This window comes from Kribbella qitaiheensis (assembly GCF_014217565.1).
GTDB classification, from domain to species: domain Bacteria; phylum Actinomycetota; class Actinomycetes; order Propionibacteriales; family Kribbellaceae; genus Kribbella; species Kribbella qitaiheensis_A.
Map to the genome: position 1 here is coordinate 7077198 of NZ_CP043661.1, position 24313 is coordinate 7101510.

24 protein-coding genes and 1 pseudogene are annotated in these 24313 nt (G+C 67.0%); 15 read left to right on the forward strand and 10 right to left on the reverse strand.

Annotation, left to right across the window (positions count from 1 at the left end):
• Positions 1 to 58: 58 nt before the first annotated feature.
• On the forward strand, positions 59 to 1969 hold the full coding sequence (locus tag F1D05_RS33690) for a glycoside hydrolase family 32 protein (RefSeq protein ID WP_185444346.1): 1911 nt from the start codon (positions 59 to 61) through the stop codon (positions 1967 to 1969).
• A 100-nt stretch (positions 1970 to 2069) separates the two neighbouring features.
• The gene (locus tag F1D05_RS33695) at positions 2070 to 2693 is read left to right on the forward strand and encodes a hypothetical protein (protein WP_185444347.1); all 624 of its coding nucleotides are present in this window, start codon (positions 2070 to 2072) and stop codon (positions 2691 to 2693) included.
• 83 nt (positions 2694 to 2776) lie between these two features.
• Here the strand turns inward: F1D05_RS33695 and ybaK are convergent, their stop codons facing one another.
• Complete coding sequence (ybaK, locus tag F1D05_RS33700; RefSeq protein ID WP_185444348.1) at positions 2777 to 3268, reverse strand: Cys-tRNA(Pro) deacylase; 492 nt, start codon at positions 3266 to 3268, stop codon at positions 2777 to 2779.
• A gap of 21 nt (positions 3269 to 3289) precedes the next feature.
• Complete coding sequence (locus tag F1D05_RS33705) at positions 3290 to 3967, reverse strand: helix-turn-helix transcriptional regulator (RefSeq protein WP_185444349.1); 678 nt, start codon at positions 3965 to 3967, stop codon at positions 3290 to 3292.
• Positions 3968 to 4071: 104 nt separating this feature from the next.
• Between F1D05_RS33705 and folE the strand changes: the two genes are divergently transcribed.
• The gene (folE, locus tag F1D05_RS33710) at positions 4072 to 4719 is read left to right on the forward strand and encodes a GTP cyclohydrolase I FolE (RefSeq protein WP_185444350.1); all 648 of its coding nucleotides are present in this window, start codon (positions 4072 to 4074) and stop codon (positions 4717 to 4719) included.
• Positions 4720 to 4795: 76 nt separating this feature from the next.
• On the opposite strand, the gene F1D05_RS33715 is transcribed toward folE, so the two are convergent.
• Positions 4796 to 5116, reverse strand: a complete 321-nt coding sequence (locus F1D05_RS33715; protein WP_185444351.1) for a hypothetical protein — start codon at positions 5114 to 5116, stop codon at positions 4796 to 4798.
• 441 nt (positions 5117 to 5557) lie between these two features.
• Positions 5558 to 7513 carry a glycosyl hydrolase family 8 gene (locus F1D05_RS33720; protein WP_185444352.1) on the reverse strand — a complete coding sequence of 652 codons (1956 nt, stop codon included), beginning with the start codon at positions 7511 to 7513 and terminating at the stop codon, positions 5558 to 5560.
• Between the two features lie 197 nt (positions 7514 to 7710).
• On the opposite strand from F1D05_RS33720, the gene F1D05_RS33725 reads away from it, so the two are divergent.
• The 4 genes from F1D05_RS33725 (at position 7711) to F1D05_RS33740 (ending at position 14097) form a co-directional block, all read left to right on the forward strand.
• Positions 7711 to 9231, forward strand: a complete 1521-nt coding sequence (locus F1D05_RS33725; protein WP_246486184.1) for a 3' terminal RNA ribose 2'-O-methyltransferase Hen1 — start codon at positions 7711 to 7713, stop codon at positions 9229 to 9231.
• Positions 9231 to 11828: a polynucleotide kinase-phosphatase gene (locus F1D05_RS33730; RefSeq protein ID WP_428994980.1), complete on the forward strand. Its 2598-nt coding sequence runs from the start codon at positions 9231 to 9233 to the stop codon at positions 11826 to 11828. The genes F1D05_RS33725 and F1D05_RS33730 overlap by 1 nt, the downstream gene beginning before the upstream one ends.
• 113 nt (positions 11829 to 11941) lie before the next feature.
• Complete coding sequence (locus F1D05_RS33735; RefSeq protein WP_185444354.1) at positions 11942 to 13228, forward strand: alpha/beta fold hydrolase; 1287 nt, start codon at positions 11942 to 11944, stop codon at positions 13226 to 13228.
• Positions 13229 to 13356: 128 nt separating this feature from the next.
• Positions 13357 to 14097 carry a GntR family transcriptional regulator gene (locus tag F1D05_RS33740; RefSeq protein WP_185444355.1) on the forward strand — a complete coding sequence of 247 codons (741 nt, stop codon included), beginning with the start codon at positions 13357 to 13359 and terminating at the stop codon, positions 14095 to 14097.
• A 102-nt stretch (positions 14098 to 14199) separates the two neighbouring features.
• On the opposite strand, the gene F1D05_RS33745 is transcribed toward F1D05_RS33740, so the two are convergent.
• From F1D05_RS33745 to F1D05_RS33760, 4 genes are all read right to left on the reverse strand, one after another.
• Entirely contained in the window at positions 14200 to 14778 is a 579-nt protein-coding gene (locus F1D05_RS33745) for a TetR/AcrR family transcriptional regulator (RefSeq protein WP_185444356.1), read from the reverse strand.
• Between the two features lie 8 nt (positions 14779 to 14786).
• Positions 14787 to 15626: an oxidoreductase gene (locus tag F1D05_RS33750; RefSeq protein ID WP_185444357.1), complete on the reverse strand. Its 840-nt coding sequence runs from the start codon at positions 15624 to 15626 to the stop codon at positions 14787 to 14789.
• On the reverse strand, positions 15626 to 16489 hold the full coding sequence (locus F1D05_RS33755; RefSeq protein WP_185444358.1) for an aldo/keto reductase: 864 nt from the start codon (positions 16487 to 16489) through the stop codon (positions 15626 to 15628). Before F1D05_RS33755 ends, F1D05_RS33750 begins: the two co-directional genes overlap by 1 nt.
• 97 nt (positions 16490 to 16586) lie before the next feature.
• Positions 16587 to 17180, reverse strand: coding sequence for a TetR/AcrR family transcriptional regulator (locus tag F1D05_RS33760; protein ID WP_185444359.1), 594 nt, complete (start codon positions 17178 to 17180; stop codon positions 16587 to 16589).
• Between the two features lie 85 nt (positions 17181 to 17265).
• Between F1D05_RS33760 and F1D05_RS33765 the strand changes: the two genes are divergently transcribed.
• Positions 17266 to 17715, forward strand: coding sequence for an ester cyclase (locus F1D05_RS33765; RefSeq protein ID WP_185444360.1), 450 nt, complete (start codon positions 17266 to 17268; stop codon positions 17713 to 17715).
• A 7-nt stretch (positions 17716 to 17722) separates the two neighbouring features.
• Here the strand turns inward: F1D05_RS33765 and F1D05_RS33770 are convergent, their stop codons facing one another.
• On the reverse strand, positions 17723 to 18703 hold the full coding sequence (locus F1D05_RS33770; protein WP_185444361.1) for a carbohydrate kinase family protein: 981 nt from the start codon (positions 18701 to 18703) through the stop codon (positions 17723 to 17725).
• A gap of 95 nt (positions 18704 to 18798) precedes the next feature.
• On the opposite strand from F1D05_RS33770, the gene F1D05_RS33775 reads away from it, so the two are divergent.
• The 6 genes and pseudogenes from F1D05_RS33775 (at position 18799) to F1D05_RS33795 (ending at position 22632) form a co-directional block, all read left to right on the forward strand.
• On the forward strand, positions 18799 to 19440 hold the full coding sequence (locus F1D05_RS33775; protein ID WP_185444362.1) for an O-methyltransferase: 642 nt from the start codon (positions 18799 to 18801) through the stop codon (positions 19438 to 19440).
• Positions 19437 to 20078, forward strand: coding sequence for an ABC transporter ATP-binding protein (locus F1D05_RS33780; RefSeq protein WP_185444363.1), 642 nt, complete (start codon positions 19437 to 19439; stop codon positions 20076 to 20078). Before F1D05_RS33775 ends, F1D05_RS33780 begins: the two co-directional genes overlap by 4 nt.
• 161 nt (positions 20079 to 20239) lie before the next feature.
• Positions 20240 to 21151 (forward strand): annotated as a pseudogene (locus F1D05_RS42380) (DUF6297 family protein); the annotation flags it as partial.
• A 103-nt stretch (positions 21152 to 21254) separates the two neighbouring features.
• Positions 21255 to 21668 (forward strand): DUF6297 family protein, encoded by a 414-nt coding sequence (locus F1D05_RS42385; RefSeq protein WP_281388999.1) that lies wholly within the window; start codon positions 21255 to 21257, stop codon positions 21666 to 21668.
• A 71-nt stretch (positions 21669 to 21739) separates the two neighbouring features.
• Positions 21740 to 22081: a PadR family transcriptional regulator gene (locus tag F1D05_RS33790; RefSeq protein WP_185444364.1), complete on the forward strand. Its 342-nt coding sequence runs from the start codon at positions 21740 to 21742 to the stop codon at positions 22079 to 22081.
• Positions 22078 to 22632 carry an HAAS signaling domain-containing protein gene (locus F1D05_RS33795; protein WP_185444365.1) on the forward strand — a complete coding sequence of 185 codons (555 nt, stop codon included), beginning with the start codon at positions 22078 to 22080 and terminating at the stop codon, positions 22630 to 22632. The genes F1D05_RS33790 and F1D05_RS33795 overlap by 4 nt, the downstream gene beginning before the upstream one ends.
• Positions 22633 to 22667: 35 nt before the next feature.
• Here F1D05_RS33795 and F1D05_RS33800 read toward each other — a convergent pair whose 3' ends face one another.
• Positions 22668 to 22976: a pyrophosphatase gene (locus F1D05_RS33800; RefSeq protein WP_185444366.1), complete on the reverse strand. Its 309-nt coding sequence runs from the start codon at positions 22974 to 22976 to the stop codon at positions 22668 to 22670.
• A gap of 163 nt (positions 22977 to 23139) precedes the next feature.
• On the opposite strand from F1D05_RS33800, the gene F1D05_RS39255 reads away from it, so the two are divergent.
• A complete protein-coding gene (locus F1D05_RS39255) occupies positions 23140 to 24171 on the forward strand; it encodes an STAS-like domain-containing protein (protein WP_206685948.1) in 1032 nt (343 codons plus the stop codon).
• Positions 24172 to 24313: the final 142 nt, after the last annotated feature.

Here is a 24313-nt window from a genome sequence, read left to right on the forward strand (position 1 = left end):
CACCTGGACACCGCGATCACTCGAACAACTCCCGGCAAGGGACACTGGTGGTCGCACGATGATCGTCAAATCGGTAATGCTGGCTTTGACTCTTGTGGGGGTGCTCGGCGTGCAGGGCTCGACAGGGGACTGCCCGGAATTTCCCTACCAGCCGACGAACTACCAGGAGGACAACCGCGGTCAGTTCCACTTCAGCTCGCGCGGCGGCTGGATGAACGACGTGAACGCGCCGCTGTACTACCGCGGCGTCTATCACCTCTACTACCAGCACAACCCGCACGGGCTGGCCTGGGACACCATGCACTGGGGACACCCGACGAGCACCGATCTCGTGCACTGGCGGCAGAAGCCGATCGCGCTCGAACCAGGCGTGCATCCCGGCGACCTGTGGTCCGGTGGCGGGGTCGTTGACACCGGCAACGTGACCGGGCTGAAGACGGGCGACGACGATCCGATCGTGGTGTACTCCGGGACCGACGGCGTCACCGTCTTCTACAGCCTCGACGGCGGCAACACCTTCAAGTCGTTCGACAACGGCCGCAAGGTGGTCAAGCCGCCCGCGAAGACCAGCCGCGATCCGAAGGTGTTCTGGGATCCGGACTCGAGGCGCTGGGGCATGGTGGTCTGGTCTGACCAGGACGGCAACGGCGTCGACTTCTACACCTCGACGAATCTGCTCGACTGGTCGTTCGCCTCGCGCTATCAGGGCGACTGGCTCTTCGAGTGCCCCGACATGGTGCGGATGCCACTCGACGGTGCCTCGCACTGGGTGCTCAGCGCGGGTAGTGGCGAGTACGTGGTCGGCGACTTCGACGGTACGACGTTCAAGACGTCCTGGCCGACGCCGCAGAAGATCAACCAGATCGACACGTACGCCGGTAGCGACTACTACGCCGCGCTCACCTTCGCGAACCTGCCGGCCAATCGGGTCGTCTCGATGGCCTGGCAGGGTGGAAACCACGGCTCGACCTGGACTGGCAACGCATCGTTCCCGGTCGAGGAGCGGCTGAAGTCGACGCCGTCCGGTCCACGGGTCCTGAGTACGCCGGTGCCGGAGATCGCCTCGTTGCGCACCAGCACCCAGAGCTGGAAGAACCTGACGCTCGACAGCGCAGCGGCTCGGCGGTTGCTGGCCGGGGTCACGGCCGACACCTACGAACTCGATGCTGTGGTCGACGTACGGCAGGCGAAGCAGTTCGGCTTCCGGCTGCATACGAGTCCGGACGGCTGGTTCGACAAGGACGTCGTGTACGACGCCTCGAACGGCTTGCTGGACGGAGCCGTGATGCCCGCGCACGACGGCAAGGTGAAGCTCAGACTCCTGGTGGATCGTGGTCAGCTGGACGTCTTCGGGAACGACGGCGAGGTCTACCAGAGTCACAATGTGAACTTCGACAGCCTGCCCGGCGGGGACGGCGTCGAATTGTTCGTCGACGGGCGGATCCAATTGGAGTCGCTGCGGCTCCATGAGCTGGGCTCGATCTGGAAGAACCGGTCCGAGTCGACGCTCAGTACGAACATCGCCGGTCTCTGGTATCCGGCTTCCGGCACCTGGTCGGATGTTGCTGGCGGCAAGCAAGGTGAGTCGTCCGGCGACGCTTTCTATCTCAGCAAGGCGTCTGGTGCCGACTTCACCTACGAAGGCGACGTGAAGCTGGCGAGTGGCACGGCTGCGGCGCTCACGTTCCGCGCGAACAAGGATGCCAGTAAGCACTACACGGTCAACCTCGACGCTGACGCCGGCGTGGTGAAACTCTGGCGGCCCGGTCGGGACATCGCCACCTCACCGTTGACCGTCGAACGCGGGCGGACCTATCACTTCAAGGTGGTTGCTCAGGGACCAAGTCTGAAGGTGTCGCTGGACGGGAAGCAGGCGATCGACGCCACCGACACGGAGCAGTCTGCGGGCCAGTTCGGGGTCAATGTCTTCCGCGGTACGGGCGTATTCCAGAACCTCAGGATCAGCTGATCCATCGGCCGGGGGAGTCCGGTCACCTCGACGGGGGAGGTGGCCGGGCAACGGGATTGCGAGAGTCGAGGGACACGCAAACCCGTTGAGGAGCAGGGATATGAGAGTTCGAAGCAAGCGGATGGTGCCGGCTGTCGCTGCCGTCGGAGCAGTATTGCTGACGATCGCGGCGGCCGCACCTTCCGGTGCTACCGCGGCGTCACACCGGACCGAAGGGCATGTCACCGGTGACGCCTGGGTGAGTTTCTCGGTCGACCCGGGGAATCCGCTGCGCCGGTTCATCTTCGACGTGCACGGCAACCCGTACAAGATCGTCGACGGCAAGGTGTACTTCGGGGCCGCGCACGGGACTGTGAGGTTCGACCACCCGACCCCGGACGGCCACGGTGGGACCACGCACAACTGGGGGAGCATCGAGGTCGACTACCTGATGACCGCCGGTCCGGTGGCGGTGATCTCCGGCAAGAGCAACGGCGACCTCGGCACCCCGAAGGGCAAGCGCCTGTCGCTCACCGTGTACGACGATCCACGCGGCGATCGGTACGACCGGCTCGGGTTCTCGTGGGGCGTCATCGACTCGACCTGCGTGCCGATGGGACTCGGGCCGGCGCCGTTCACGACGTACAAGTCCGGCCCCGGCTACAAGGTTCGGGCCGCCGAGCTCCCGGTAGTACCGGAGGGCACCACTCCGCCCGACCTGGGTGATCCCTGCCCACCGGAGTAGATCGAATCAGCGGACGATCGGCGCGATGCCGGCTGGTGTGATCGAACTCGGTGGGCGGCCGAGCAGGCTGCTGTTCGTGCTGGTCAGCGGGCGATGGGCGCGGTGCGAGCGCTGGTGATCGTGACGAGGTCGGCGGGGCTGAGGCCGATGTCGAGACCGCGGCGGCCGCCGGAGACGTAGACGGTGTCCTGCTCGGAAGCGGAGCTGTCGACCACGGTCGGCAGGCTCCGCTTCTGTCCGATCGGGCTGATCCCGCCGATCACATAGCCCGTACTGCGCTCAGCCGCCGCCGGGTCGGCCATCGTGGCCTTCTTGCCGTTCAGGGCGGCGGCCACGGCCTTGAGATCGAGCTGCTTGTCGACCGGGACGACGCCGACCGCGAGTTTCCCGTCGACCTCGACGAGCAAGGTCTTGAACACGTGCGCCGTCGCGAGCCCCAGGGCCTCGGCGGCTTCCAGACCGTACGACTTGGCCGCTGGATCGTGGTCGTACGAATGCGTTGTGAACGGCAGGCCTGCCTTGCTCAACGCCACGGTTGCCGGAGTGCCTTGCCCGGTCTGCTTGCTTTTCGCCACTGCGACAGCGTAGTTCTTCGCCTACTCGTCCAAGGCCCTCTGGTTGATGCGGACGCAGCAGTGTCCGGGGCTGGGGGAGAGGATCGCTTCGCGGTCGGTGTCGCCCAGGCCGTCGAGGAGGCCTGTCAGCAGGTGCTGATTCATCCCGCAGACCAACTGCTGGTGCTCGTTGGCGAGCAGATGGAAGGGGCAGTTCCCCAGCAGGATGTCCGGGCCGTCCTCCCGTGGCTCGAAACCCTGCTTCTCCAGGACCTGGATGACGTCGCGGGTCCCACGGGCTGTCTCACCGAGACTCTTGCCGTAGCGGGTGGCGTGCCGGGCCAGGGCTCGGGTCGGCGGCTCGCCGGTGGACTCGGCATCTTCCAGCGCCGCGGCGAGCAGCAGCCCGGCGACGTCGTACGTGCGCCCGGGGAGTGAGATCTCTACCTCCAGCTCGGACCGGCGATATAGCTTGGCCGGACGGCCGGCGCCTGGACCGCACCGGCCGGAGCGGCGCTCGTACACGACGCTGAGCAGGCCTTCGGCGGCCAGCTTGTCGAGGTGGAAGGCGGCGGTGGTCCGGGGGATGGCGAGGGCGGCGGCGGCCTCGTCCTTGCTGACGGGCGCGGGACTGCGGACGACGAGCTCGTACAGCTGCCGCCTGGTCGGCTCCTCCAGCGCGGCGATCGCCTGGACGTTCGCGAGGTGGGATGGGTCCACCGAGGTATTGTATCGACAACTTTCGTTGACTGAATAGATGGTTGAGTTCTAAAGTAGATGGCTCAGCTCTGAGCTGGACACTATCGACGCTGTGAGGAGCGCAGATGACGACGATCCGGTCGGAGGTAGAGCCGTTCACCGCGGACGAGGTGGTGCCGGACGCGGGGATGCCGTTGCACGTCGTCGCGGGGCGGCCGGAGATCGACCTCCCGGCAGCGGAGCGTGCGGTGGCGGATCTGTTGAAGGCGCTCGGGCGTGATCCGCACAGCGTGCACCTGGCCGATACGCCGCGCCGGGTCGCTCATGCGTACGCGGAGATGCTGACGCCGCGTGAGTTCGAGCTGACCACGTTCCCGAACGACGAGGGGTACGACGAGCTGGTGCTGGCGCGGAACATCCCGGTCCAGTCGTTCTGCGAACACCACATGCTGCCGTTCCAAGGTGTCGCGCACGTCGGCTATCTGCCGGGCGACCGGATCCTCGGGCTGTCGAAGCTGGCACGCGTCGTCGAGCTGTTCGCGCGTGATCTTCAGGTGCAGGAGCGGCTGACCAAGCAGGTCGCCGACTGGCTGCAGGACCAACTCGCCCCGAAGGGCGTCGGTGTCGTCATCGAGGCCGAGCATCTCTGCATGTCACTGCGCGGAGTCCGGGCCGCGGGCGCTCTGACGGTCACCTCGTCACTCCACGGCATGCTCCGCGAAAACCCGAGCTCACGCCAGGAGTTCTTCGCCCTGACAGGCATCAACTCCTGAACAGCATCAACTGCTGACCGGGCGTCCGGAGTACGCCTGCGTGCCGCCGGCGGGCGGCCCGTAGTAAGGGTGTGGGTCAGGCTGTGGCCACCACTGGTGGGTGGTGGGTGTGGCGGCCGGTGGCGAGGATGTGTGCGACCTCGCCGGGGAGGAGGTCCGTGCCGGGGACGGTCTCCATCTCCGAGACGTCCAGCCAGCGCACCACGGTGGCGCCGCAGTGGCCGTGGACGGCGAGGATGGAGTCGAGGTCCGGCCAGACTGCTGTGGAGGGATTCTGGCCGTGCCAGCGGAGGGCGACCGATCCGTCGGTGAAGACGCATCCTTCGGCGACCGTTCCGGTGCCGGAGACTCCGCTGACGTCCTCGTACCGGACGAGTTCGAAGGTCTGGGGTCTCACCGGCGGACCCCATCGATGCTGGTGATGAGCACAGTGGTCCTGGTGGTGGGTGCTACGTGACGCTGGTCGGCCCTGCTGGGGCCTGAGGGAGATGCCATGATCCTTTCCCCGTGTCGGCGCGGTCGGATACCTCGCCACAAACCGGGGACCGGTACGGACTGTCAGCGGGGAAGGACGGTCTGTAGCGACTCATATGCTGCAAATCAAGCTAGAACCAAAACCCCGGACACGCCAGAGCTGTCCCCGCGTGTCTCAACCTTCGACCGCACATTGCTCGTCAGCCGAAAAGCCAACCCAGCAACGTTTCCGGGCTTTCCGGAGGGGAACCCACCCAGCTCATGACAAACTCGAGGTCGCGAATCAGGCGTGGAGCCCGGTGGTGCGGTGGGTCCGCCCGTGGTCCCGCGCGGCCGGGGGCCGGCCGCGCGGGGATCGGAGGGGTTAGGGGACCCAGTGGTTGTGGGTGGCGGTGATCATGACCTGGAGCTGGATGCTGGCGGCGTAGTAGCTGCTGGTGTCGACCGGGGTGGTCAGCATCTTGTTCCAGATGGCGTCGAGCCAGGCCTGGCTGCCGGAGTCGGTCATCGCCGTGACGGCGAAGGGCGCGAAGAAGGCGGCGTCGCTGCTGGCGTCGATCGCCGTTCCGTTCAGCTTGTAGCCGGTGGCGATGTTGCTCGCGTTGCCGCCGGTCTTGGACTTGATCCAGGTGTTGAGCTTGCGGGCCGAGGCCAGCGAGGCGCTGTCGCCACTGGTGACCGCGTCGGCGCCGATCCGCCACGGGTCGCGGCAGGCGTTCCACCAGTACGCGCCGTCGTTCGGGTCCTCCAGAACCTGACCGGTGGCCGGCTTCGGGGTGGAGTTGGTGTTGATCACGAAGTCGGGCAGCAGGCCGGTTGCCGATGCGTAGTTCGCCTGCAGCGAGGTGGTCACGCTCTGGTGCTTGGCGCGAATGGTGTCCCAGACGGAGTTGCCGGTGGCCGCCTTGAAGGCGCGGAAGTGGTCGACCATCCAGTCCGACGTACGCGACATGTTGTAGGTGGCGTCACCGGAGGTGCTCCAGTCGCCGAACGTGAGCAGGTTGGTGTTCGGGTTGACCTCGCTCGCCTTGATCGCGTTGATGTGCTTGATCGCGAGCTGCTTGTAGTTGTAGGTGCCGGCGCTTCCCCATTGCTTGTCGGCCAGCAGCAGGCCGTAGGCGACGTCCATGTCGCCGTCGGTCGCGCTGTCTGAGCCGTTCACGCTCTTGCAGGAGGTGTCCTGCTCGGCAGCCAGCAGGCCGGCGTTGTTCACCGAGGGGTGGGCCAGCATGTACTTGACCAGGCCGTCGAAGATCGTCTTGGCGGCGGAGTCGGCCCCGGCCATGGTCGCGGTGATGACCATGCCGTAGCCCTGGGCCTCGGCGACGTACGGGTGGTCGGCGTCGGGCGAGATGATCTGGTACCAGCCGTTGCCGCAGCTCTGCTTGACGAAAGCCGACTTCCACTGCTGGTAGTAGTCCACGACCTTCTGGTCGAGCGTCGCCTGGCTGCCCGACGGCGTCAGCATCCCGGCCGCGTAGGGGAACTGGTGACTACCGAAAGGAACGGCCGGTCCGCCACCGCCGCCACCGGCTTGGGTGGTCGCAGTGACCGTGTTGCTCGCTCCGGACACGTTGCCGGCGGCGTCGCGTGCCTTGACCGTGTACGTGTAGCTGGTCGATGCCGTTCGGCCGGTGTCGGTGTAGGTGGTGCCGGTGCCACTTGTGGTGGCAATCTCCGTGCCGTTGCGGGAGACGACGTAACCGGTGACGCCGACGTTGTCCGTGGAGGCGTTCCACCCCAGCGATACGGAGCTCGAGGTGGTTCCGGTAGCCGCGAGGCTGCCCGGCGTACTCGGCGGCGTGGTGTCGCCCGTGCCGCCGCCGGTCGTGCCGTAGACCTCCAGGTCAAAGAGCGAGTAGCCGTACGACGTACCGCGGGCGGTGCCGTAGACGCGAACGTAGCGGCCGCTGCCCGACAGGGTCAGGTCGTCGATCGCGCCGTTGCCGGTCGTGGTCGAGAAGACGTCGGACCAGGCCGATCCGTCCGGCGAGGTCTGGATCTTGTAAGTCTTTCCGTAGGCGGCTTCCCAGTTGAGCTTGACGCGCGAGATGCTCGCGGTGGCGCCGAGGTCGACCCGGATCCACTCGGGATCGTGGCCTTCAACGCTGGCCCACCGAGTGGCAGAGTTGCCGTCCAGAGCCTTGGCGGCCTCGAAGCCAGTGCCCTCGACGGACGATGCTGTGGCGGGCTTCCCCTGGGACAGCAGCGTGTCGGCGGTCACGGCGGCCGGCGAAGCCGATGGGGCCAGAATGGGTTGTGCGATCAGGGCTGCGGTGACGACCGCGGCAGCGGTCAGCCCTCGAAGTAGATACGACATCAGCGGTGTCCTCCGGGCGGTGGGGCGGGGAAAGGCGCTGCAGCTGCCTTGACCATTAGGAAACTTTCCTAACGATTAGCTGAAGGTAAATGCCCGGTTGAAGTAGCACAAGACCTCGGCGCAGATCGTTCCCGGCCGGGCCGGCGGTAAATGAGGCGGCCGGTGAGCGGGCGGCGTGATCGAATGCGGAAGTGTTCGTGACTATCGGTACCACCTCGACCGGCCTTGGCGCTCCTGCGACCGACCTCGGATTCTTGTTGCACAAGAACCCGGCGCGACCGCAGTCGTTGGAGGTCGCCGGCGGCACGGCGCACGTGTTCTACCCGGAAGCCACCGAGGAACGCTGCACCATCGCGGTCCTGCTAGAGGTCGATCCGATCGCTCTGGTGCGCTCCGGCAAGGGGCGCCCGGCCGTGGGGTTCACGCTCGGGCAGTACGTGAACGATCGCCCGTACGCCGCGTCCAGCCTGCTCGCCGTCGCGGTCGGCAAACTCTTCCGTACTGCGATGATCGGCCGCTGCGATGCTCGTCCTGAGCTCACAGCCCGGCCGATCACGCTGGACATCCGGGTGCCGGCTCTTCCATGCCGCGGCGGTGCGGCGATGGCCGAGCGGCTTTTCGGCCCGCTTGGCTGGTCGGTCGATGCACGGCCAGTCCCGCTCGATCCTGAGATCCCGTCCTGGGGCGATTCCCGGTACGTCGATCTGCGGCTGCACGGCGAACTCCGGCTCGCGGACGCGCTGCACCACCTCTACGTGCTGCTGCCGGTGCTCGACGACGCGAAGCACTACTGGGTCGGCTCGGACGAGGTGGACAAGCTCGTCCGTGCGGGTGACGGCTGGCTCGGCACGCACCCGGACCGCGAGCTGATCTCCAACCGCTACCTGGCCCACCGCAAACGCCTCACCGACTCGGCGCTCGAAGCCCTCGACCGCCTGATCGAGGTAGACGGCGAAGAAGTCGAGAGCGCGCAGGATGAGCCTTTCGCCGAGGTCGGCGACGACTCGCCCGCCGGACCGGCGCAGGGCGAAGGCGGGGCCAAGGCGGTCGACGCATCGTCGCCGGAGCCGGCTGCCGAGGTGGAGAAGCCGGTGTCGTTGGCGGTTCAGCGGCGTACCGCGGTGGTCGAGCTGCTGCGGGAGCTCGGGGCCCGGCGAGTGGCGGATCTGGGGTGCGGCGAGGGTGTGTTGGTGGCCCAGCTGCTGAAGGATTCGTCGTTCAGCGAGGTGGTGGCGACCGACGTTTCCGCGCGGGCGCTGACGTACGCCGAGCGGCGGCTGCACGTGGACGAGATGTCCGACCGGAAGCGCGAGCGGCTGCGGCTGTTCCAGTCCTCTGTCACGTACGCCGACGCGCGGCTGACCGGTCTCGATGCCGCCGTGCTGATGGAGGTGATCGAGCACGTCGACCCGCCACGGCTGCCCGCTCTCGCCTACGCGGTGTTCGGCTCTGCCCGGCCCGGCAATGTCGTGGTCACCACGCCGAACTCCGAGCACAACGTGCGCTTCGAAACGCTGCCTGCGGGCGCTTTCCGGCATCCGGACCACCGGTTCGAGTGGACCCGGGCGGAGTTCCGCGAGTGGGCCGACTCGGTCTGCCGCAGCTACGGCTACGAGGTCTCCTTCCGCCCGGTCGGGCCGGACGACCCCGAAGTAGGCCCACCAACCCAGCTGGCCCTGTTCCGCCGTACCGGTTCTGAGCTGAAGGAGGCGATCTGATGGAGCGCATCACTATCCCCGCGCTGAGCCTCGTCGTCCTGGTCGGGGTGAGCGGGTCGGGCAAGTCATCATTTGCGCGGAAGCACTTCCTCGGCACCGAGGTGATCTCGAGCGACTTCTGCCGCGGACTGGTCTCGGACGACGAGAACGACCAGGCCGCCAGCAAGGACGCGTTCGAGGTGCTGCACTTCATCGCGGCCAAGCGGCTCGCCGCCGGTCGGCTGACGGTGATCGACGCGACGAACGTGCAACCAGAGGCACGGAAGCAGTTGGTCGCGCTGGCCCGCGAGTACGACGTACTGCCGGTCGCCATCGTGCTCGACGTACCCGAGCGGGTGGCGGTCGACCGGAACGCACTTCGACCGGACCGGCAGTTCGGCGCGCATGTGGTGCAGCGGCAGCGGCAGCAACTTCGCCGGGGGCTGCGGAGCCTGAAGCGGGAGGGCTTCCGGAACGTGCAGGTCCTCGGCAGTGTCGAGGAGATCGACGCTGTGACGATCGACCGGACCCGGCTGTTCAACGACCTCACCGACCAGACCGGTCCGTTCGACATCATCGGCGACATCCACGGCTGCCGAGCCGAACTGGAGCAACTCCTCACCACCCTCGGTTACACCCTCACCCGCGACCCCGAGGGCCGCGCGGTCGATGCCACCTATGCCGGACGCACGGGGGTGGGGACGGAGCCCGCCGGACGGCGGGTGGTGTTTGTCGGGGATCTGGTGGATCGGGGGCCGGATACGCCGGGGGTGTTGCGGCTGGTGATGGGGATGGTTGCTTCCAGCAACGCTTACTGCGTACCGGGGAACCATGAGGACAAGCTGCTGCGCGCGCTTCGCGGGAAGAAGGTGAAGGTCAGTCACGGGCTGGCGGAGTCACTTGAGCAGCTGGCCGCCGAGCCGGAGGAGTTCCGCGCCGCGGTCGAGACCTTCATCGATGGGCTGATCTCGCACTACGTCTTCGACCGCGGCAATCTCGTCGTGTCGCACGCCGGACTGGTCGAGCGGATGCACGGTCGTACCTCTGGCCGAGTTCGTGCGTTCTGCCTGTACGGCGAGACGACGGGGGAGACCGACGAGTACGGCCTGCCGATGCGCTACCCGTGGGCGAACGACTACCGCGGTCGCGCGATGGTCGTCTATGGGCACACCCCGACGCCGGTGCCCGAGTGGATCAACAACACCATCTGCCTGGACACGGGCTGCGTCTTCGGCGGTTCACTGACCGCGCTGCGCTACCCCGATCGCGAACTCGTCTCGGTCGATGCCTTCGAGCAGTACTATGAGCCCGCGAAGCCGTTGCAGGTGGCAACCGCTCCCGGTCGCGCGCCCGACGTACTCGACATCACCGACGTCACCGGTCGCCGGGTGATCGAGACCGCGACGCACGGCCGGCTGAGCATCCGGGCGGAGCAGGCCGGTTCAGCGCTCGAGGTGATGAGCCGGTTCGCGATCGACCCGCGGTTCCTGCTCTACCTGCCGCCGACGATGAGCCCGGTCGCGACCTCGCCGATCCCCGGTGTGCTGGAGCACCCCACGCAGGCGTTCGAGGCTTACAAGTCGGACGGCGTGACCGAGCTGGTGTGCGAGGAGAAGCACATGGGCTCGCGGGCCGTCGTACTGGTGACGCGTGATGACGACGTCGCCGAGAAGCGGTTCGGGCTGGCCGGGCGCGGCGCGGTCCATACCCGCACCGGTCGTTCGTTCTTCGACACCGCGCTGACCGACGAGCTCCTGCTCCGTCTACGAGCGGTCGCCGAAGCTGCAGGACTCTTCGAGGAACTCGACACCTCGTGGCTGCTCCTCGACGCCGAGCTTCTCCCGTGGAGCGCCAAAGCCATCGAACTCCTGAAGAACCAGTACGCCGCGGTCGGCGCGGCAGCTCGTACTGCGTTGCCTGCGGCCACGGCCGGGCTCGAATCGGCTGTGGCAGCAGGGCTCGACGTCGGTGACCTGCTTGCGCGGACCCAACAGCGCACGGCCAACGCGGACCTGTTCAGCGCGGCCTATCGCCGGTACTGCTGGCCGACCGAGGGGCTCGACGGCGTACGGATCGCGCCGTTCCAGGTGCTCGCTTCCGAAGGAGCGACGTACGAGGAGAAGCCACACGCCTGGCACCTCTCGATCGCGGACCGCCTCGTCGCGGCCGGTCCGACGCTGATCACGCCGACCCGGCGACTGTTCGTCGACCTGGACTCGTGGGACGCGGGGACCGCCTGGTGGGAAGAACTCACCGCTGCCGGCGGCGAAGGCATGGTCGTCAAACCGGCCGCGAACCTGATCCGGACGAAGAAGGGCCTCGCCCAACCAGGCCTGAAGGTCCGAGGCCAGGAGTACCTGCGGATCATCTACGGCCCGGACTACACCGAGCCGGCGAACTTCGACCGCCTCCGCCAACCGAAACCTCGGCCACAAACGCTCAATGGCCCTCCGCGAATACGCCCTCGGCCTGGAGTCCCTGGAACGGGCCGCCCGCGGCGAACCGCTGTGGCGCATCCACGAATGCGTCTTCTCAGTTTTGGCCCTGGAGTCCGAACCAGTAGACCCGCGCCTCTAGACCGGATTCGTCAGACTAATTTCGCCGATGCCTGGCGGTAGCGGCGTTATGGTCTTAAGGTCAGTGCAATGTCACACAGCACTAAGCTCCGATGAGTCCTGCTGCTGCGATTGCAACGGGAGAGCAAGCACGAGCAGGAACGGAAGGCGAGCGTATGACGACCTACACGATCCCTGGCATGCACGTCCGCGACCATGAGGTCCAGGTCCCGCTGGACTGGTCCGACCCGGGGAACCCGGAGCAGCTCACCGTGTTCGCGCGGGAGCTCGCCGACCCGATCCGCAAGGACGACGACCTCCCGTATCTGGTGTTCCTTCAGGGCGGACCCGGCGGCAAGTCCCCCCGGCCGACCGAGCCGAACGGCTGGATCGGGCAGGCCTTGAAGACCTACCGCGTGATTCTGCTCGACCAGCGCGGCACCGGTCGCAGTACGCCGGTCGACGGGCGGCGGATGAACTCCTTCGCCACCGCTGAGGGAGCCGCGGACTATCTGGCGCACTTCCGTGCCGACTCGATCGTGGCCGACGCCGAGCATTTGCGGAAGACGGTGTTCGGTGGGCGGAAGTGGTCGACGCTTGGGCAGAGCTTCGGCGGGTTCATCACCTTGACGTATCTGTCGCAGGCTGCTGAAGGTTTGACGGCCTGTTACGTCACGGGCGGCCTGGCTTCGGTGGAGCCGGATGCGGAGGAGGTCTATCGACGTACCTATCCACGGGTCGAGGCCAAGAATCGCGAGTTCTACCGGCGGTACCCGCACAACGAGCAGCGCGTCGCGGCGATCGCCGACCGGCTCGCGGCGGGCGACGTACGGCTGCCGGACGGCGACCTGCTGACGGTACGACGGTTGCAGTCGCTCGGGATCGACTTCGGGATGAAGCCCGGGTACGAGCGGATGCACTGGCTGATCGACGAGGCGTTCTGCGGCGACGAGTTGTCCGAGACGTTTCTCACTCAGGTGATGGTGCGGTCGTCGTACAGCGATGGGCCGTTGTTCGCCGCGCTGCAGGAAAGCTGTTACGGATCGGGTGAGGGCGCCTCTGGTTGGGCTGCTGAGCGGGAAAGGTCGGCGCGGCCGCAGTTCGCGGAGACGGCCCGGCCGTTGCTGTTCACCGGCGAGATGATGTATCCGTGGATGTTCGAGGAGATCCGGGTTCTGCGACCGTTCCGTGCGGCGGTTGAACTGCTGGCCGCGCGTCCGCGGTGGAGTCGCCTGTACGACCTGGACCGGCTGGCGGCGAACGAGGTCCCGGTGGCGGCGGCGGTGTACTTCGACGACATGTACGTCGACTCCGGCTTGCAGTTGGAGACCGCCGCGCGGGTCGGCAACTTGCAGGCTTGGGTCACCAACGAGTTCGAACACGACGGCATCGCCTCGGACCGGGTATTCGCCCACCTGACCGAACTGGTCCGCTCGATCGGCGGGGGAGTTCGCGCCGGCTGACCGGGGTGGCTCGGCCGGTTGGCGGTGCAGTTCGCGTCGGCTGACCGGCAGTGCGTTGGCGCGTTCGCGATGGGGGTGGACCACAATGTGGGCGGGGTGGACGACAGTGCAGCGAGGGAGGTGACTGGATGCCGGCGAATTCGACCGGTGTGCAGCCGAGTGTGCGGCCGTTGATCCAACGCGAGAGCCTGCGCGACAGCGTGGCGAACGCGCTGCGCGCTGCGGTGATCTCCGGCGAGCTGGAACCGGGCCAGGTGTACTCCGCACCGATGCTCGGCGCGCGGTTCGGTGTCTCCGCGACCCCGGTCCGTGAAGCGATGCTCGACCTGGTCCGCGAGGGCTTGGTCATCTCGCTACGGAACAAGGGTTTCCGCGTCACCGAGATGTCCGACGAGGACCTCGACGACCTCGCCGCGCTCCGGCAGTTGATCGAGCCACCGACGATCCGCGACGTCGTACCGGTGATCCCGGCGGACGACTTCCCCCGCCTGCGCGCGCTGGCGGAGGACATCGTGGTCGCGGCCGAAGCCGGCAATCTGATCGACTACATCGAGGCCGACCGCGTCTTCCACGTCACGCTCCTCGCCTACAGCGGCAACCGCCGCCTGGTCGACGTCGTCTCAGACCTCCGCTCCCAAACCCGCCTCCTGGGCCTGACCCCCCTGGTAGAGAGCGGCCGCCTGGTCCAATCCGCGGCCGAACACCACGAACTGATGGATCTCGTCGAGTCCCGCGACGCCGAAGGCGCCGAACAACTGATGCGCCGCCACATAGGCCACGTCCGAGGCCTCTGGGCCCGCTCGCCATCCCCCAACCACCCGAGCCGCCCCAGTAGCCGGCCCGCCCCAGTAGCCGGCCCACCCCAGTAGCCGGCCCACCCCAGTAGCCGGCCCACCCCAGCCCACCGGCAGCTCAACCCACCACAACCACCCGCCGACGTCTCAAGGCAGCGGACGGATCCGTCCGTCAGCTCAGGGTTCTAGCAGGCCGTGGAGGGCGGCTGTGGTTATGGCGTCGGCTTCGTGTTCGGTGAGGGGGGCGTGGCCGGTCAGGAGGCGGAAGATCAGGGGGCCGAAGAGGAGGTCGGTGGCGGTCCCGGCTGAGATGGCCGGGTTGACCTCGCCGCGGCGGAGGGCTCGTTCCCAGAGTTCGGCGACGTTCGCGCGCCGGGTGTCCAGGAAGAACTCCCGGAAGTACGGCGCGGCCGCCTCGTCGGTGACGCTTGCCGCCAGCAACTGGGCGAACACCTTGCCGTTCGGTCCCGAGTAGAACCTGCTCACTCGGCGGACCTGCTCGGTGAGGTCGTCGATCACGTTGCCTTCGTTCGGCAGCGGAATCGAGTCCGCCATCCGCCGGCCGAACGCCTCGGCCGCGATCGCGGTACGGCACGGCCAGTGCTTGTAGATCGTCGCTTTGCTCACCCCGGAGCGGGCGCTGATCGCATCGACCGTCGCTGCCCCGAGGCCACCCTCGTCCAGCAGCTCCTTGGTTGCACACAGCACCGAATCCTTGGCCCGCAAGCTCCGCGGATGCGACGACTGCTCAAACATCGGCGTACTCAGACATTGTCGTGATCCGTCGACAGCTCGTCGTGATCCGTGGACAGCGAGACCTTGCGCCACCGGTCGAGCTCGGTGCGGACCAGATCGAGCTTCGCCTCGACCCGCGCGACCGCGTCGGCACCCAGCTGGATCCGCAGTGGTGGATCCGAGAGTTCCGCCAGATCGACGATCGCCCGCGCGGCCTTGATCGGATCACCCGGTTGAGCATGGTTCCACTCGGCCAACGAGCCTCGCATCGCGCCCACGGTCTCAGCGTAGTCAGCGAGCTGACCTGCCTGGTGAAGGCTCGACTCATCGAGGAAGTCGGTCCGGAACAATCCCGGCTCGACGATCGTGACATCGATGCCGAGCGGCTTCAGCTCGCCGTGAAGCGCCTCGGACAATCCCTCGACCGCGAACTTCGTGGCGGCATAGACACCCCAGCCCGGCGTCCCGATGAAGCCGCCGACCGAACTGAGCTGGATCAACCGTCCACTCCGCTGCTCGCGCAGTACGGGAAGCACGGCGCGCTGGACGTTCAGGACGCCGAACACGTTGGTGTCGAAGATCGCCCGCGCGGCCGAGTCGGAAGCCTCCTCGACCGCACCGAGCAACCCACGTCCAGCGTTGTTAACGACCACGTCGATCCGGCCGAACTCCCGCACGGCAGCCTCGACCGCCGCGTGCGCTTGGTCCTCATCGGTCACATCGAGAGCGAGCGGAAGCAACCGCTCGGTCCGCTCGATCTCCCCGGGCCGTCGCGCGGCGGCGACAACCTGGTTGCCGCGGGCAAGCGCTTCCGCCACGATCCCGGCGCCGAAGCCCCGGGACGCGCCGGTGACGAACCAGACGCTCATCAGCCGACCGCCGCCGTGAGCTCGGCGAACTCGTCGTCGGTCAGCTCGACCTTGGCCGCGTTGATGTTGTCCTCGACGTGCGCGACCGAGGAGGTGCCAGGAATCGGCAGCAACACGGGCGACCGCTTGAGCAACCAGGCCAGGGCCAGCTGCGAGGGCGTGGCGTCGTGGTTCTGGGCGATCTTGGCGAGCGGGCCGCCGTCCTTGGCCAGCTCGCCGGTGGCCAGTGGGAACCAGGGGATGAAGCCGAGACCGCTTTTCTCGGCGTACTCCAGCAGGTCTTCGTCGTCGCGCTGGCTGACGTTGTAGAGGTTCTGGACCGAGACGATCGTGGCGGTCTTGCCCGCCTCCTCGACCTGCTCGATGCCGACCTGGGACAGACCGATGTGCCGGATCTTGCCTTCCTGCTGGAGCTTCGCCAGCTCGCCGACCTGGTCGGCGATCGGGACCTCCGAGTCGACCCGGTGCAACTGGAGCAGGTCGATCCGCTCCAGGCCCAGGTGCCGGAGGCTGAGCTCCACCTGCTGGCGCAGGTACGCCGGGCGGCCGATCGGCTCCCAGCCGTTGGGACCCGTCCGGGCGAAGCCTGCCTTGGTGGCGATGACCAGCTCGTCGGCGTACGGGTGGAGGGCCTTCTTCAGCAGCAGGTCCGCGGTGAAGGGGCCGTAGGCGTCCGCGGTGTCGATGAAGTTCACGCCGAGCTCAACCGCACGCCGTAGTACGCGGACTGCCTCGTCTGGATCGCGTGGGTCACCCCAGACGCCGTCGCCGGTGAGCTGCATGGTCCCGTACCCCAGCCGGCGGACGGTGAGGTCTCCGCCGATGGTGAACTCGCCGGACGCCGCTGCGACTGCTTCGGTCATTTCCATCTCCTAAGTGAACTGAACGTACAGTTCACTTTAGCGCCTCGCGACGACCAGGCAAATCCTTCCCGAAACCCCGGGATCAAAGGGGTTTCGGTCAGAGCAGTTGGCGCTCGAGCGACTCGGCGACCCACTGCTCGAACTCCGCGGGCGTCCAGCCGGACTCGTCCACCAGTTCCTGGTAGACGCCAGGAGCGGCGAGCGCCCGATAGACGGCCTGCGCCTGCTTGAGCGGAACCCTCAGCTCAGCTTCGAGTGACGCGATGATCGCGTCCATCACCTGGTTGCGGCCGGCCAGCTTCGACCGGAGCAGGGCCCGGGTCTCCGCGCTCTCGTCGGTGGCGGCCTCGAAGATCAGTACGACGTCGAAGCCGGCCGAGTAGAGGTTGCTCAGCCAGTTCGCGGCGCCGCGCAGCCGGGCGGCCGGTACGGGCATCGCCAACACCTCGCCGGACAGCTCGATGGCCCGGGCTTCCTTGAGCCAGAGATCGCAGATCAGCGACAGGATCTCCCGCTTGGTGCCGAACGCCGAATAGACGGTCCGGGTCGCCACCCCGGCCTGCTTCGCGATCGCGTCGATGCTCGTCGCGCCGTACCCGTCGGCAGCGAACAGTTGCCGGGCGGCCTGGGCGATCCGGATCTTGGTCGCTTCGGCCTGCTCCTGGCGATAGGTCTTGACAGCGTCGGCCATGTGAGCACACTATCAATGCGTTCACTGCAGTACTACTGCAACGAATGCACAGATAGTGCATCGAGATTATCAGGGGGGATGTCTGATGTCAGCGTTCAAGGCTCTGCCGCAGCAGTCGGAGGCGTTCGTAGTGCTCGAAAGGATCCTGCAGGAAGGGTTCGGTACCGGGAACGACGCGATCGTCGACGAGGTGTGCGCGCCGGACCTGATCGAGCACCAGTTCGGTCTGGCGGGCGTCGGCGCGGTGGCGATCGCGCAGGTCAAGAAGGCGATCCGGGAGGTGCACGCGATGATGCCGGACGTCGTCTACACGGTCGAGGACTCGGTGATCCAGGGCGACACGGTCTGGGTGCGCGGCCGGGCCCGGGGGACCGCGACCGGGGCATTCTTCGGGCCGCCGAGCGGGGCGAAGATCGACATCCCGCTGTTCGAGCAGGCCCGCGTCGTGGACGGCCTACTGGTCGAGCACTGGGGCTGCCCGGACCGCTTCGCGTTGCTTGCCCAGACGGGCGTGCTGGGCCGCCTGAGCAACTAGAGAGGGACTAGCCGAGTTTGAGGGTGGTGGCGGTGGTGGTGGCTGCTTCTTCGCCGTACGCCGAGGCGAGGCGGGCCAGGAAGCTCGGGTGGTCCAGCGTGTACTCCTGGGTGCCGACGGTCTCGAGCACCGTCGTCGCCAGCGTGCAGCCGACCTGGGCGGCCGCTTCGTGGTCGAGGCCGGCGGCGCGGCCGGTCAGGTAGCCGGCGCGGAAGGCGTCGCCGCCACCGGTCGGGTCGACCAGACCGGGGGTCGGCACGGCCGGGATCTTCGCGATGATGCCGTCCGAGTTCTCGATCACGACGCCGTCGCCGCCATGGGTGGTGACCCGGACGCCGACCTTGGCGAGGATCTCGTCGTGGCTCCAGCCGGTCTTCTGCACCATCAGGCCGGACTCGTACTCGTTGCTGAACAGGTAGGCCGCGCCCTCGATCAGCTCGCGGATCTGCTCGCCGTCCATCCGGGCCAGCTGCTGCGACGGGTCGGCGGCGATGTCGATGCCGTTCGCCTTCGCCAGCGCGGTGTGCTTGAGCATGCCGTCCGGGTCGTCCGCGCCGATCAGGACCAGGTCGATGCCGCCGGTCGCGGTGTGGATCGCGCCGAGGTCGATCTCGCGGGACTCCGCCATCGCGCCGGTGTAGAACGACGCGATCTGGTTCGCGTCGAGGTCCGTAGTACAGGTGAAGCGGGCGGTGTGCACGTTGTCGCAGATGCGGACGTGGGACACGTCGACACCGGCCTCGCTCAGTGCTGCGCCGTAGTCGGTGAAGTCCGCGCCGACCGAGCCGATCAGCAGCGACCGCTGGCCGAGCTGGGCCATCCCGTAGCAGATGTTCGCGCCGACGCCGCCGCGGTGGACGACCAGCTCGTCGACCAGGAACGACAGCGACACCTTGTGCATCTGCTCTTCGAGGAACTGGTCCTTGAAGCGTCCAGGGAACGTCATCAGGATGTCGGTCGCGATCGATCCGGCGACGGCGATCTGCATGCTGGGCTCTCCTTGGAGGGGTGGGTGTCGAGCAGTAGGGCAACCCGTAGAGACTACAGGCGACCGAACCACGACGAAGAGGACGGCGGGATTCGATGGGCAGTCAGGTACAGGTGACCGATGAGCTGCACGACTACATGGTCGCGCACGGGATGCCGCTGGACGAGATCGCGACCGAACTTGTCACCGAGACACAGGCTCTCGGCGGCGTCTCGGAGATGTTGACGACGGCCGACCAGGCCGCCCTGCTGACCACTCTGACCCGGCTGGTGTCCGCCCGCCGCGCGGTGGAGATCGGCACCTTCACCGGTTTCTCCGCGCTCGCGATCGCGCGCGGACTGCCGGCCGACGGGCAGCTGATCTGCCTCGACGTGAGCGACGAATGGACCTCGATCGGCCGCCGCTACTGGGAGCGGGCCGGGGTCGCGGAGAAGATCGAGCTGCGGATCGGTGACGCCCACGAGTCGGCCGGTCAGCTCGACGGCGAGTTCGACCTCGCCTTCGTGGACGCCGACAAGCCCGCGTACATCGAGTACTTCGAGCACCTGGTGCCGCGGATCCGGACGAACGGACTGCTGCTGTTCGACAACACGCTGGCCGGCGGCCGGGTGGTCGGGCAGCACGAGCAGGACCCGGTCGACCGCAAGGAGTTCAACGCGCACATCGCCAAGGACGACCGCGTCGACGTGGTCATGCTCGGCATCGGCGACGGGCTGACCCTGGTCCGCAAGCGATGAGCAAGGCCGCGCCACGGCTCGCCGTCCAGGGCCTCAGGCACCTGTACGCCGACCGCCCGGTGATCGAGGACCTCACGTTCACCCTCGCGGCCGGCCGGGCGATCGCCCTGGTCGGTCCGAACGGGGCCGGCAAGACCACGGTGCTCAAGTGCATCGTCGGTTCGGCCGAGCCGGCGGCCGGCAAGATCCTGCTGGACGGGTTGCCGATCGACGAGCGCGCCGAAGCGGTACGCCGCGACGTCGCCTCGTTGCTCGACGACCTCGACTTCTTCCCTGACCTCAGTGCGGCCGAGCACCTGGACCTGCTGGCCCGGGCGCACGGCAACCCTGAGCCAGAGGACCTGGTCGACACCTTGCTCGACGACGTCGGCCTGCTCGCGGCAGCGGACCAGCTGCCGGGATCGCTGTCGTCGGGCCAGCGTCGGCGCCTCGCACTGGCGACGGCACTCGTCCGGCCGCGCAAGCTGCTCGTGCTGGACGAGCCGGAGCAGCGGCTGGACGCCGCCGGTGTCGAGTGGCTGGCGATGCGGCTGAAGGAAGAGAAGAAGGCGGGTACTTCGATCCTGTTCGCAAGTCACGACAAGACACTGGTGGACGCCGTCGCGGACGAAACCGTCGCGCTCACCCCGCTGCCATGACCACGGCGGACGGGCCGGTCGTCTTCGATCAGGCGGACTTCGGTGCGATCCCGAGCTCCAAGGAGTTGCGCCGCTGGATGCGGAAGGTCCGCCGGGGCAAGGCGGATCGCACGGTCTGGCAGCAGCTCGAGGACATCTACGTAGTGGTCTTCGCGCTCGCCATGCTCGGTGCCACCGGCGGCAATGTCCTGCTGAAGCTCAACGACAAATCAGCAGCCTGTACTACGGGGTCGTGCTCCTGGTTGCTCGACACGGTGCCGTGGATCCTCGTGCCGCTGCTGGTCTCGACGCTGCTGCGCGTGCTGCTCAGCGTCGGCCCCGTATCGGCATCCAGGGCGACCGGGTTCTGGTTGCTGGCCACGCCTGTGGACCGTGCGTCGCTACTGCGCCCGTCGTACCGGCTGGTGATGGTGGTGTCGGCCGTGGTCGGTGCTGTCGCCGCTCTGGTTGGGTTCACGCTGTTCGGCGCGGGCTGGTCGGCTGTCGGCGAGGCTGCTGTGCTGACGACCGTGCTGTTGATCTGCACGGCTTGTGTGACGGTATGGGCGCAGCAGACGCCCAAGCGCTCACGCTGGGCGCTGCGAGTGGCCGATGGGTTGTTGGTGCTCGCTGCCATCCCTGCGATCGTGCTGGCGCTGCGTGCCGGACGAGATCAGCAAAGTGTCGGCTACCGCGTCCTTGGGCTCTCCACTCTCGAGGGGTCTCATGCGGCGAGCCCCTACAGCTACAGCTTCTACGACGCGAAGCAGCCGTTCATGAATGCTGACCAGATCAGGCTGTTGGTGATCGGAGTAGTCGCACTGGTTGTGGCCGTTGCACTGGTGGTGATCACTGCCCAGTCGCTCAACAGATTGAGTCGTATCAGCGTGGTCGCCGGGGGAGAACTGCTGGCCGGGATGGCCGGTGCTGCGATCACCATGGACGTCAGCCTGCTGGCGGACGTCGTCGCTGGACGTCACTGGCGGATGGTGGGCCGGGTGCGGTCGCGCCGCGGCCGTAGCTCGATGACGCAGGCGATCGTCCATCGTGAGTTCCTCCGGATCCTCCGCTGGCCCCGGCGGCTGATCGTGGGCTTCGGGTTGCTGGTGGTTCCGTACGCCGTGGCAGGGACCGGGTACGACGTGCTCGTGCCGATCGCTGCAGGGCCTGGCCGGCTTCGGTGCCGTGCGGCCGCTGATGGACGGGCTGCGCTCCGTCTGTCGGTCCACTGGTCTCGTCCGGGCGCTAGGGATGGACCTCCGCGAGCTGCGGGTCGCGATGTCCGTAGTACCGGGGCTCTTCGTGCTGGTGTGGGTGTTGCTGGCCTACCCGGCGATCGGAGATGCCTCCGCGGCCTTCGCGATCGGGGTCGGCGTACTGACCGGCGTTGTGCGGCAAGCTTCCGCGCGACCCCCGTCGTACAGCGGGCCGCTGGTCGCTTCGCCGATGGGCGCGATCCCGCCGGGCCTGTTCTCGCAGCCGATCCGTGGGTTCGACCTGCTGATCCTCTGCCTGGCACCCGTCCTGCTCGGGCTCAGCCCGAAGTGGGCGCTGATCATCCCGTCGTTCATCATCGCCATCATGTTCGCCGTCCGCCCCAAGCAGGCCTGACACCACCACCCTCGCCACCGGCGGGGATTGGTGTTTTGCGGTTGTAGGTCTAGACAGGTACCTTGTGTTGCATGGTATCGGAGAAGGTCTTCACCCAGTTGCGGCGGGGGACGCTGGAGTTCTGCGTGCTCGCGTTGTTGCAGGGGGAGGAGCGCTACGGTTTCGAGTTGGTCAAGGCGCTCGGCGAGGTGGATGGGCTGGTCACCACGGAGGGCACGATCTACCCGTTGCTGGCGCGGCTGCGACGGGAAGGCCTGGTGGAGACGACCTGGCGCGAGTCCGAGTCGGGGCCGCCGCGGCGCTACTACCAGAGCACTGTTGAGGGACGTCAGGCGCTTGCCGCGTTCACTGCGGACTGGGAGCGGTTCCGCAACTCGGTCGACACCGTACTGGGGCGAGGGAGACAGGGATGACGAACGTGCAGAACGACGCGGACCGGCTCATCGACGCCTATCTGGAGTATCTGACGAATGCGGCCGAGCCGTTGCCGGCGAACCGGCGTACGGAGCTCGTCGAGGAAGTCACCGCGCACATCAACGAGTCGCGCGCGGCCGGGGTCTCCACCGAGGCCGAGGTCCGCACGATGCTGGCCAGGCTGGGCGATCCGGACGAGATCGTGGCCTCGGCCACCGATGGGTTGGTGCTGGTCGATCGCTACCAGCCGCGCAACCGCGGGCGCGAGGTGGTGGCGCTGCTGCTGTTGCTGTTCGGCGGGTTCGTGCTCTTCGGTTGGTTCATCGGGGTGTACCTGCTCTGGACCACGGATCGCTGGAACGTCAAGGAGAAACTCCTCGCCACCCTGGTCTGGCCCCTCGGCGTCGCCGGCTCGATCGCGCTCCTGCGCATCGAGGTGAGCATGCCCACTTGGCTCGAGATCGTGGTCGGCGCCGTCATCTGGCTCGCCCCACTCGCGGTGGTCGGCGTACTCCTCAAGAACGCCCAACCAGGCCGCGCCACCGCCTGACCTCTCGTGCGAAGCGGGTCGGCGTACCCGGGGGGTCAGGTGGTCTCGTGGGAGAGCCACTTGCGTTGGATCTCGTGTTCTACGTCGACGTCGAAATGCCGCGCGAGCAGGAGCAGTTGGCAGATCACGTCGGCGAACTCGAGTTGGAAGGCGTCGCGGATCTCGTCGGCCGACTTGCCCTTCGTCCGCGCCCGGCCGGTCACCTGCAGGTAGGCCTGGGTCAACTCACCGACCTCTTCCTGCAGCTTCAGCAGGAACCAGTCGCTGTCCCGCTCGAAGCCCAGATACTCGCCGTACCGTGCCGACAACTTCTCCAACCGCCCGGACAGCTCTTCGATCTCCACCGCCCAACCCAACCACGCCACACCGACAGTCGCAGCAACCAAATAATCACCAGTCGGTTGGAGATTTTGAGCCTTCAAGACTCATAAATCCCCAATCGACTGGAGATTTCGGCCGAGATGCGCTCCAATATCTACAGGAGAGTGGAGTTTTGAGAGGAAAGTCGTGAGCGACCTGAAGTCGATCAAGAGTGTGGCCGCAGAGCTTGGGCTGTCGGTCAGTCGTATCCGGCAGTTGACTGACGAGGGCGTTTTCACGGCGGAACGAACCGATGGCGGACATCGACGCTACGACGTCGAGGCGACTCGATCAGCGTGGTTGCGTTATCGACTCAGCCGTGCCGGCTTGCCGCTGGACAACGCACAGGCCAACACCCCGGCCGGACCGCCGTTGTTCGAGCGCGAGTTCGAGTTGGACGGCTTGGCCGAGGATCGCGTGTGGGCAATCGTCAAGCCTGCACTTGACCTGCCCACGGGTGGACCTGCCGAGCAGATTCTGAGCTACTCCTTCACGGAGATGCTCAACAACGCCATTGACCACTCCGGTGGGCGCTATGTCGAGGTAGCTGCCTTCGCGACAGATGCCGGATTGCAGATCATCATCCAGGATGACGGCAGTGGCGCCTTCGCGCATCTGGCGGATGGGCTTGGGCTGCCAGATCATTTCACCGCCATCCAAGAGTTGACGAAGGGCAAGCGCACCACCGCGCCCGACCGTCATACCGGGGAGGGGATCTTCTTCACATCCAAGGCGGTGGATCTCTTCAAGCTAGCTGCGAACGGCATCGATTGGACAGTCGACAACCTGCGGAACGACCAAGCGGTTGGAATGTCGGAGGTCGCCCAGGGAACTCGTGTACAGCTTGAGTTGGATCCGGCAACGGATCGCGATCTTGCCAACCTCTTTCGGGAGTTCACCATCGACTACGAGTTCAGTCGGAGCCGGCCGGTGGTGAAGTTGTTCGAGTTCGGGCTGTCTTTCGTGAGCCGTAGTGAAGCCAAGCGACTACTCGCCGGTATGGAGGTTTTCAGTGAGGTTGACGTTGATTTCACCGGCGTCGAGAGCGTAGGTCAGGCATTCGTGGATGAGATGCTTCGGGTGTGGCCGAAGCTTCATCCCGACACGGTGATCATCCCGACCGGTATGAACAGCGCGGTGGAGTTCATGGTTCAGCGAGGGCTGGGGCCACGGGCATGAGCTGACCGTCGCCTGTGGGCACCCTCAACGCCCTGCGGACCCTGACAGCCGCAGGGCGTTGGGGAGAAGGGCTCGGCCGAGGGGCAGAGTCTCGGCCGAGACCTTGACCAGTTCGCCGTTAGTGCCCCGAGTCCGAAGTTCT

Coding starts and splice junctions, on each gene's coding strand:
- folE (WP_185444350.1), top strand. CDS start 4,072: ATGACGACGATCCGGTCGGAGGTAGAGCCGTTCACCGCGGACGAGGTG.
- F1D05_RS33695 (WP_185444347.1), top strand. CDS start 2,070: ATGAGAGTTCGAAGCAAGCGGATGGTGCCGGCTGTCGCTGCCGTCGGA.
- F1D05_RS33770 (WP_185444361.1), bottom strand. CDS start 18,703: ATGCAGATCGCCGTCGCCGGATCGATCGCGACCGACATCCTGATGACG.
- F1D05_RS33780 (WP_185444363.1), top strand. CDS start 19,437: ATGAGCAAGGCCGCGCCACGGCTCGCCGTCCAGGGCCTCAGGCACCTG.
- F1D05_RS33745 (WP_185444356.1), bottom strand. CDS start 14,778: ATGTTTGAGCAGTCGTCGCATCCGCGGAGCTTGCGGGCCAAGGATTCG.
- F1D05_RS33795 (WP_185444365.1), top strand. CDS start 22,078: ATGACGAACGTGCAGAACGACGCGGACCGGCTCATCGACGCCTATCTG.
- F1D05_RS33690 (WP_185444346.1), top strand. CDS start 59: ATGATCGTCAAATCGGTAATGCTGGCTTTGACTCTTGTGGGGGTGCTC.
- F1D05_RS33720 (WP_185444352.1), bottom strand. CDS start 7,513: ATGTCGTATCTACTTCGAGGGCTGACCGCTGCCGCGGTCGTCACCGCA.
- F1D05_RS33740 (WP_185444355.1), top strand. CDS start 13,357: ATGCCGGCGAATTCGACCGGTGTGCAGCCGAGTGTGCGGCCGTTGATC.
- F1D05_RS33760 (WP_185444359.1), bottom strand. CDS start 17,180: ATGGCCGACGCTGTCAAGACCTATCGCCAGGAGCAGGCCGAAGCGACC.
- F1D05_RS33755 (WP_185444358.1), bottom strand. CDS start 16,489: ATGACCGAAGCAGTCGCAGCGGCGTCCGGCGAGTTCACCATCGGCGGA.
- F1D05_RS33750 (WP_185444357.1), bottom strand. CDS start 15,626: ATGAGCGTCTGGTTCGTCACCGGCGCGTCCCGGGGCTTCGGCGCCGGG.
- F1D05_RS33730 (WP_428994980.1), top strand. CDS start 9,231: ATGGAGCGCATCACTATCCCCGCGCTGAGCCTCGTCGTCCTGGTCGGG.
- F1D05_RS33775 (WP_185444362.1), top strand. CDS start 18,799: ATGGGCAGTCAGGTACAGGTGACCGATGAGCTGCACGACTACATGGTC.
- F1D05_RS33765 (WP_185444360.1), top strand. CDS start 17,266: ATGTCAGCGTTCAAGGCTCTGCCGCAGCAGTCGGAGGCGTTCGTAGTG.
- F1D05_RS42385 (WP_281388999.1), top strand. CDS start 21,255: ATGGACGGGCTGCGCTCCGTCTGTCGGTCCACTGGTCTCGTCCGGGCG.
- F1D05_RS33790 (WP_185444364.1), top strand. CDS start 21,740: ATGGTATCGGAGAAGGTCTTCACCCAGTTGCGGCGGGGGACGCTGGAG.
- F1D05_RS33735 (WP_185444354.1), top strand. CDS start 11,942: ATGACGACCTACACGATCCCTGGCATGCACGTCCGCGACCATGAGGTC.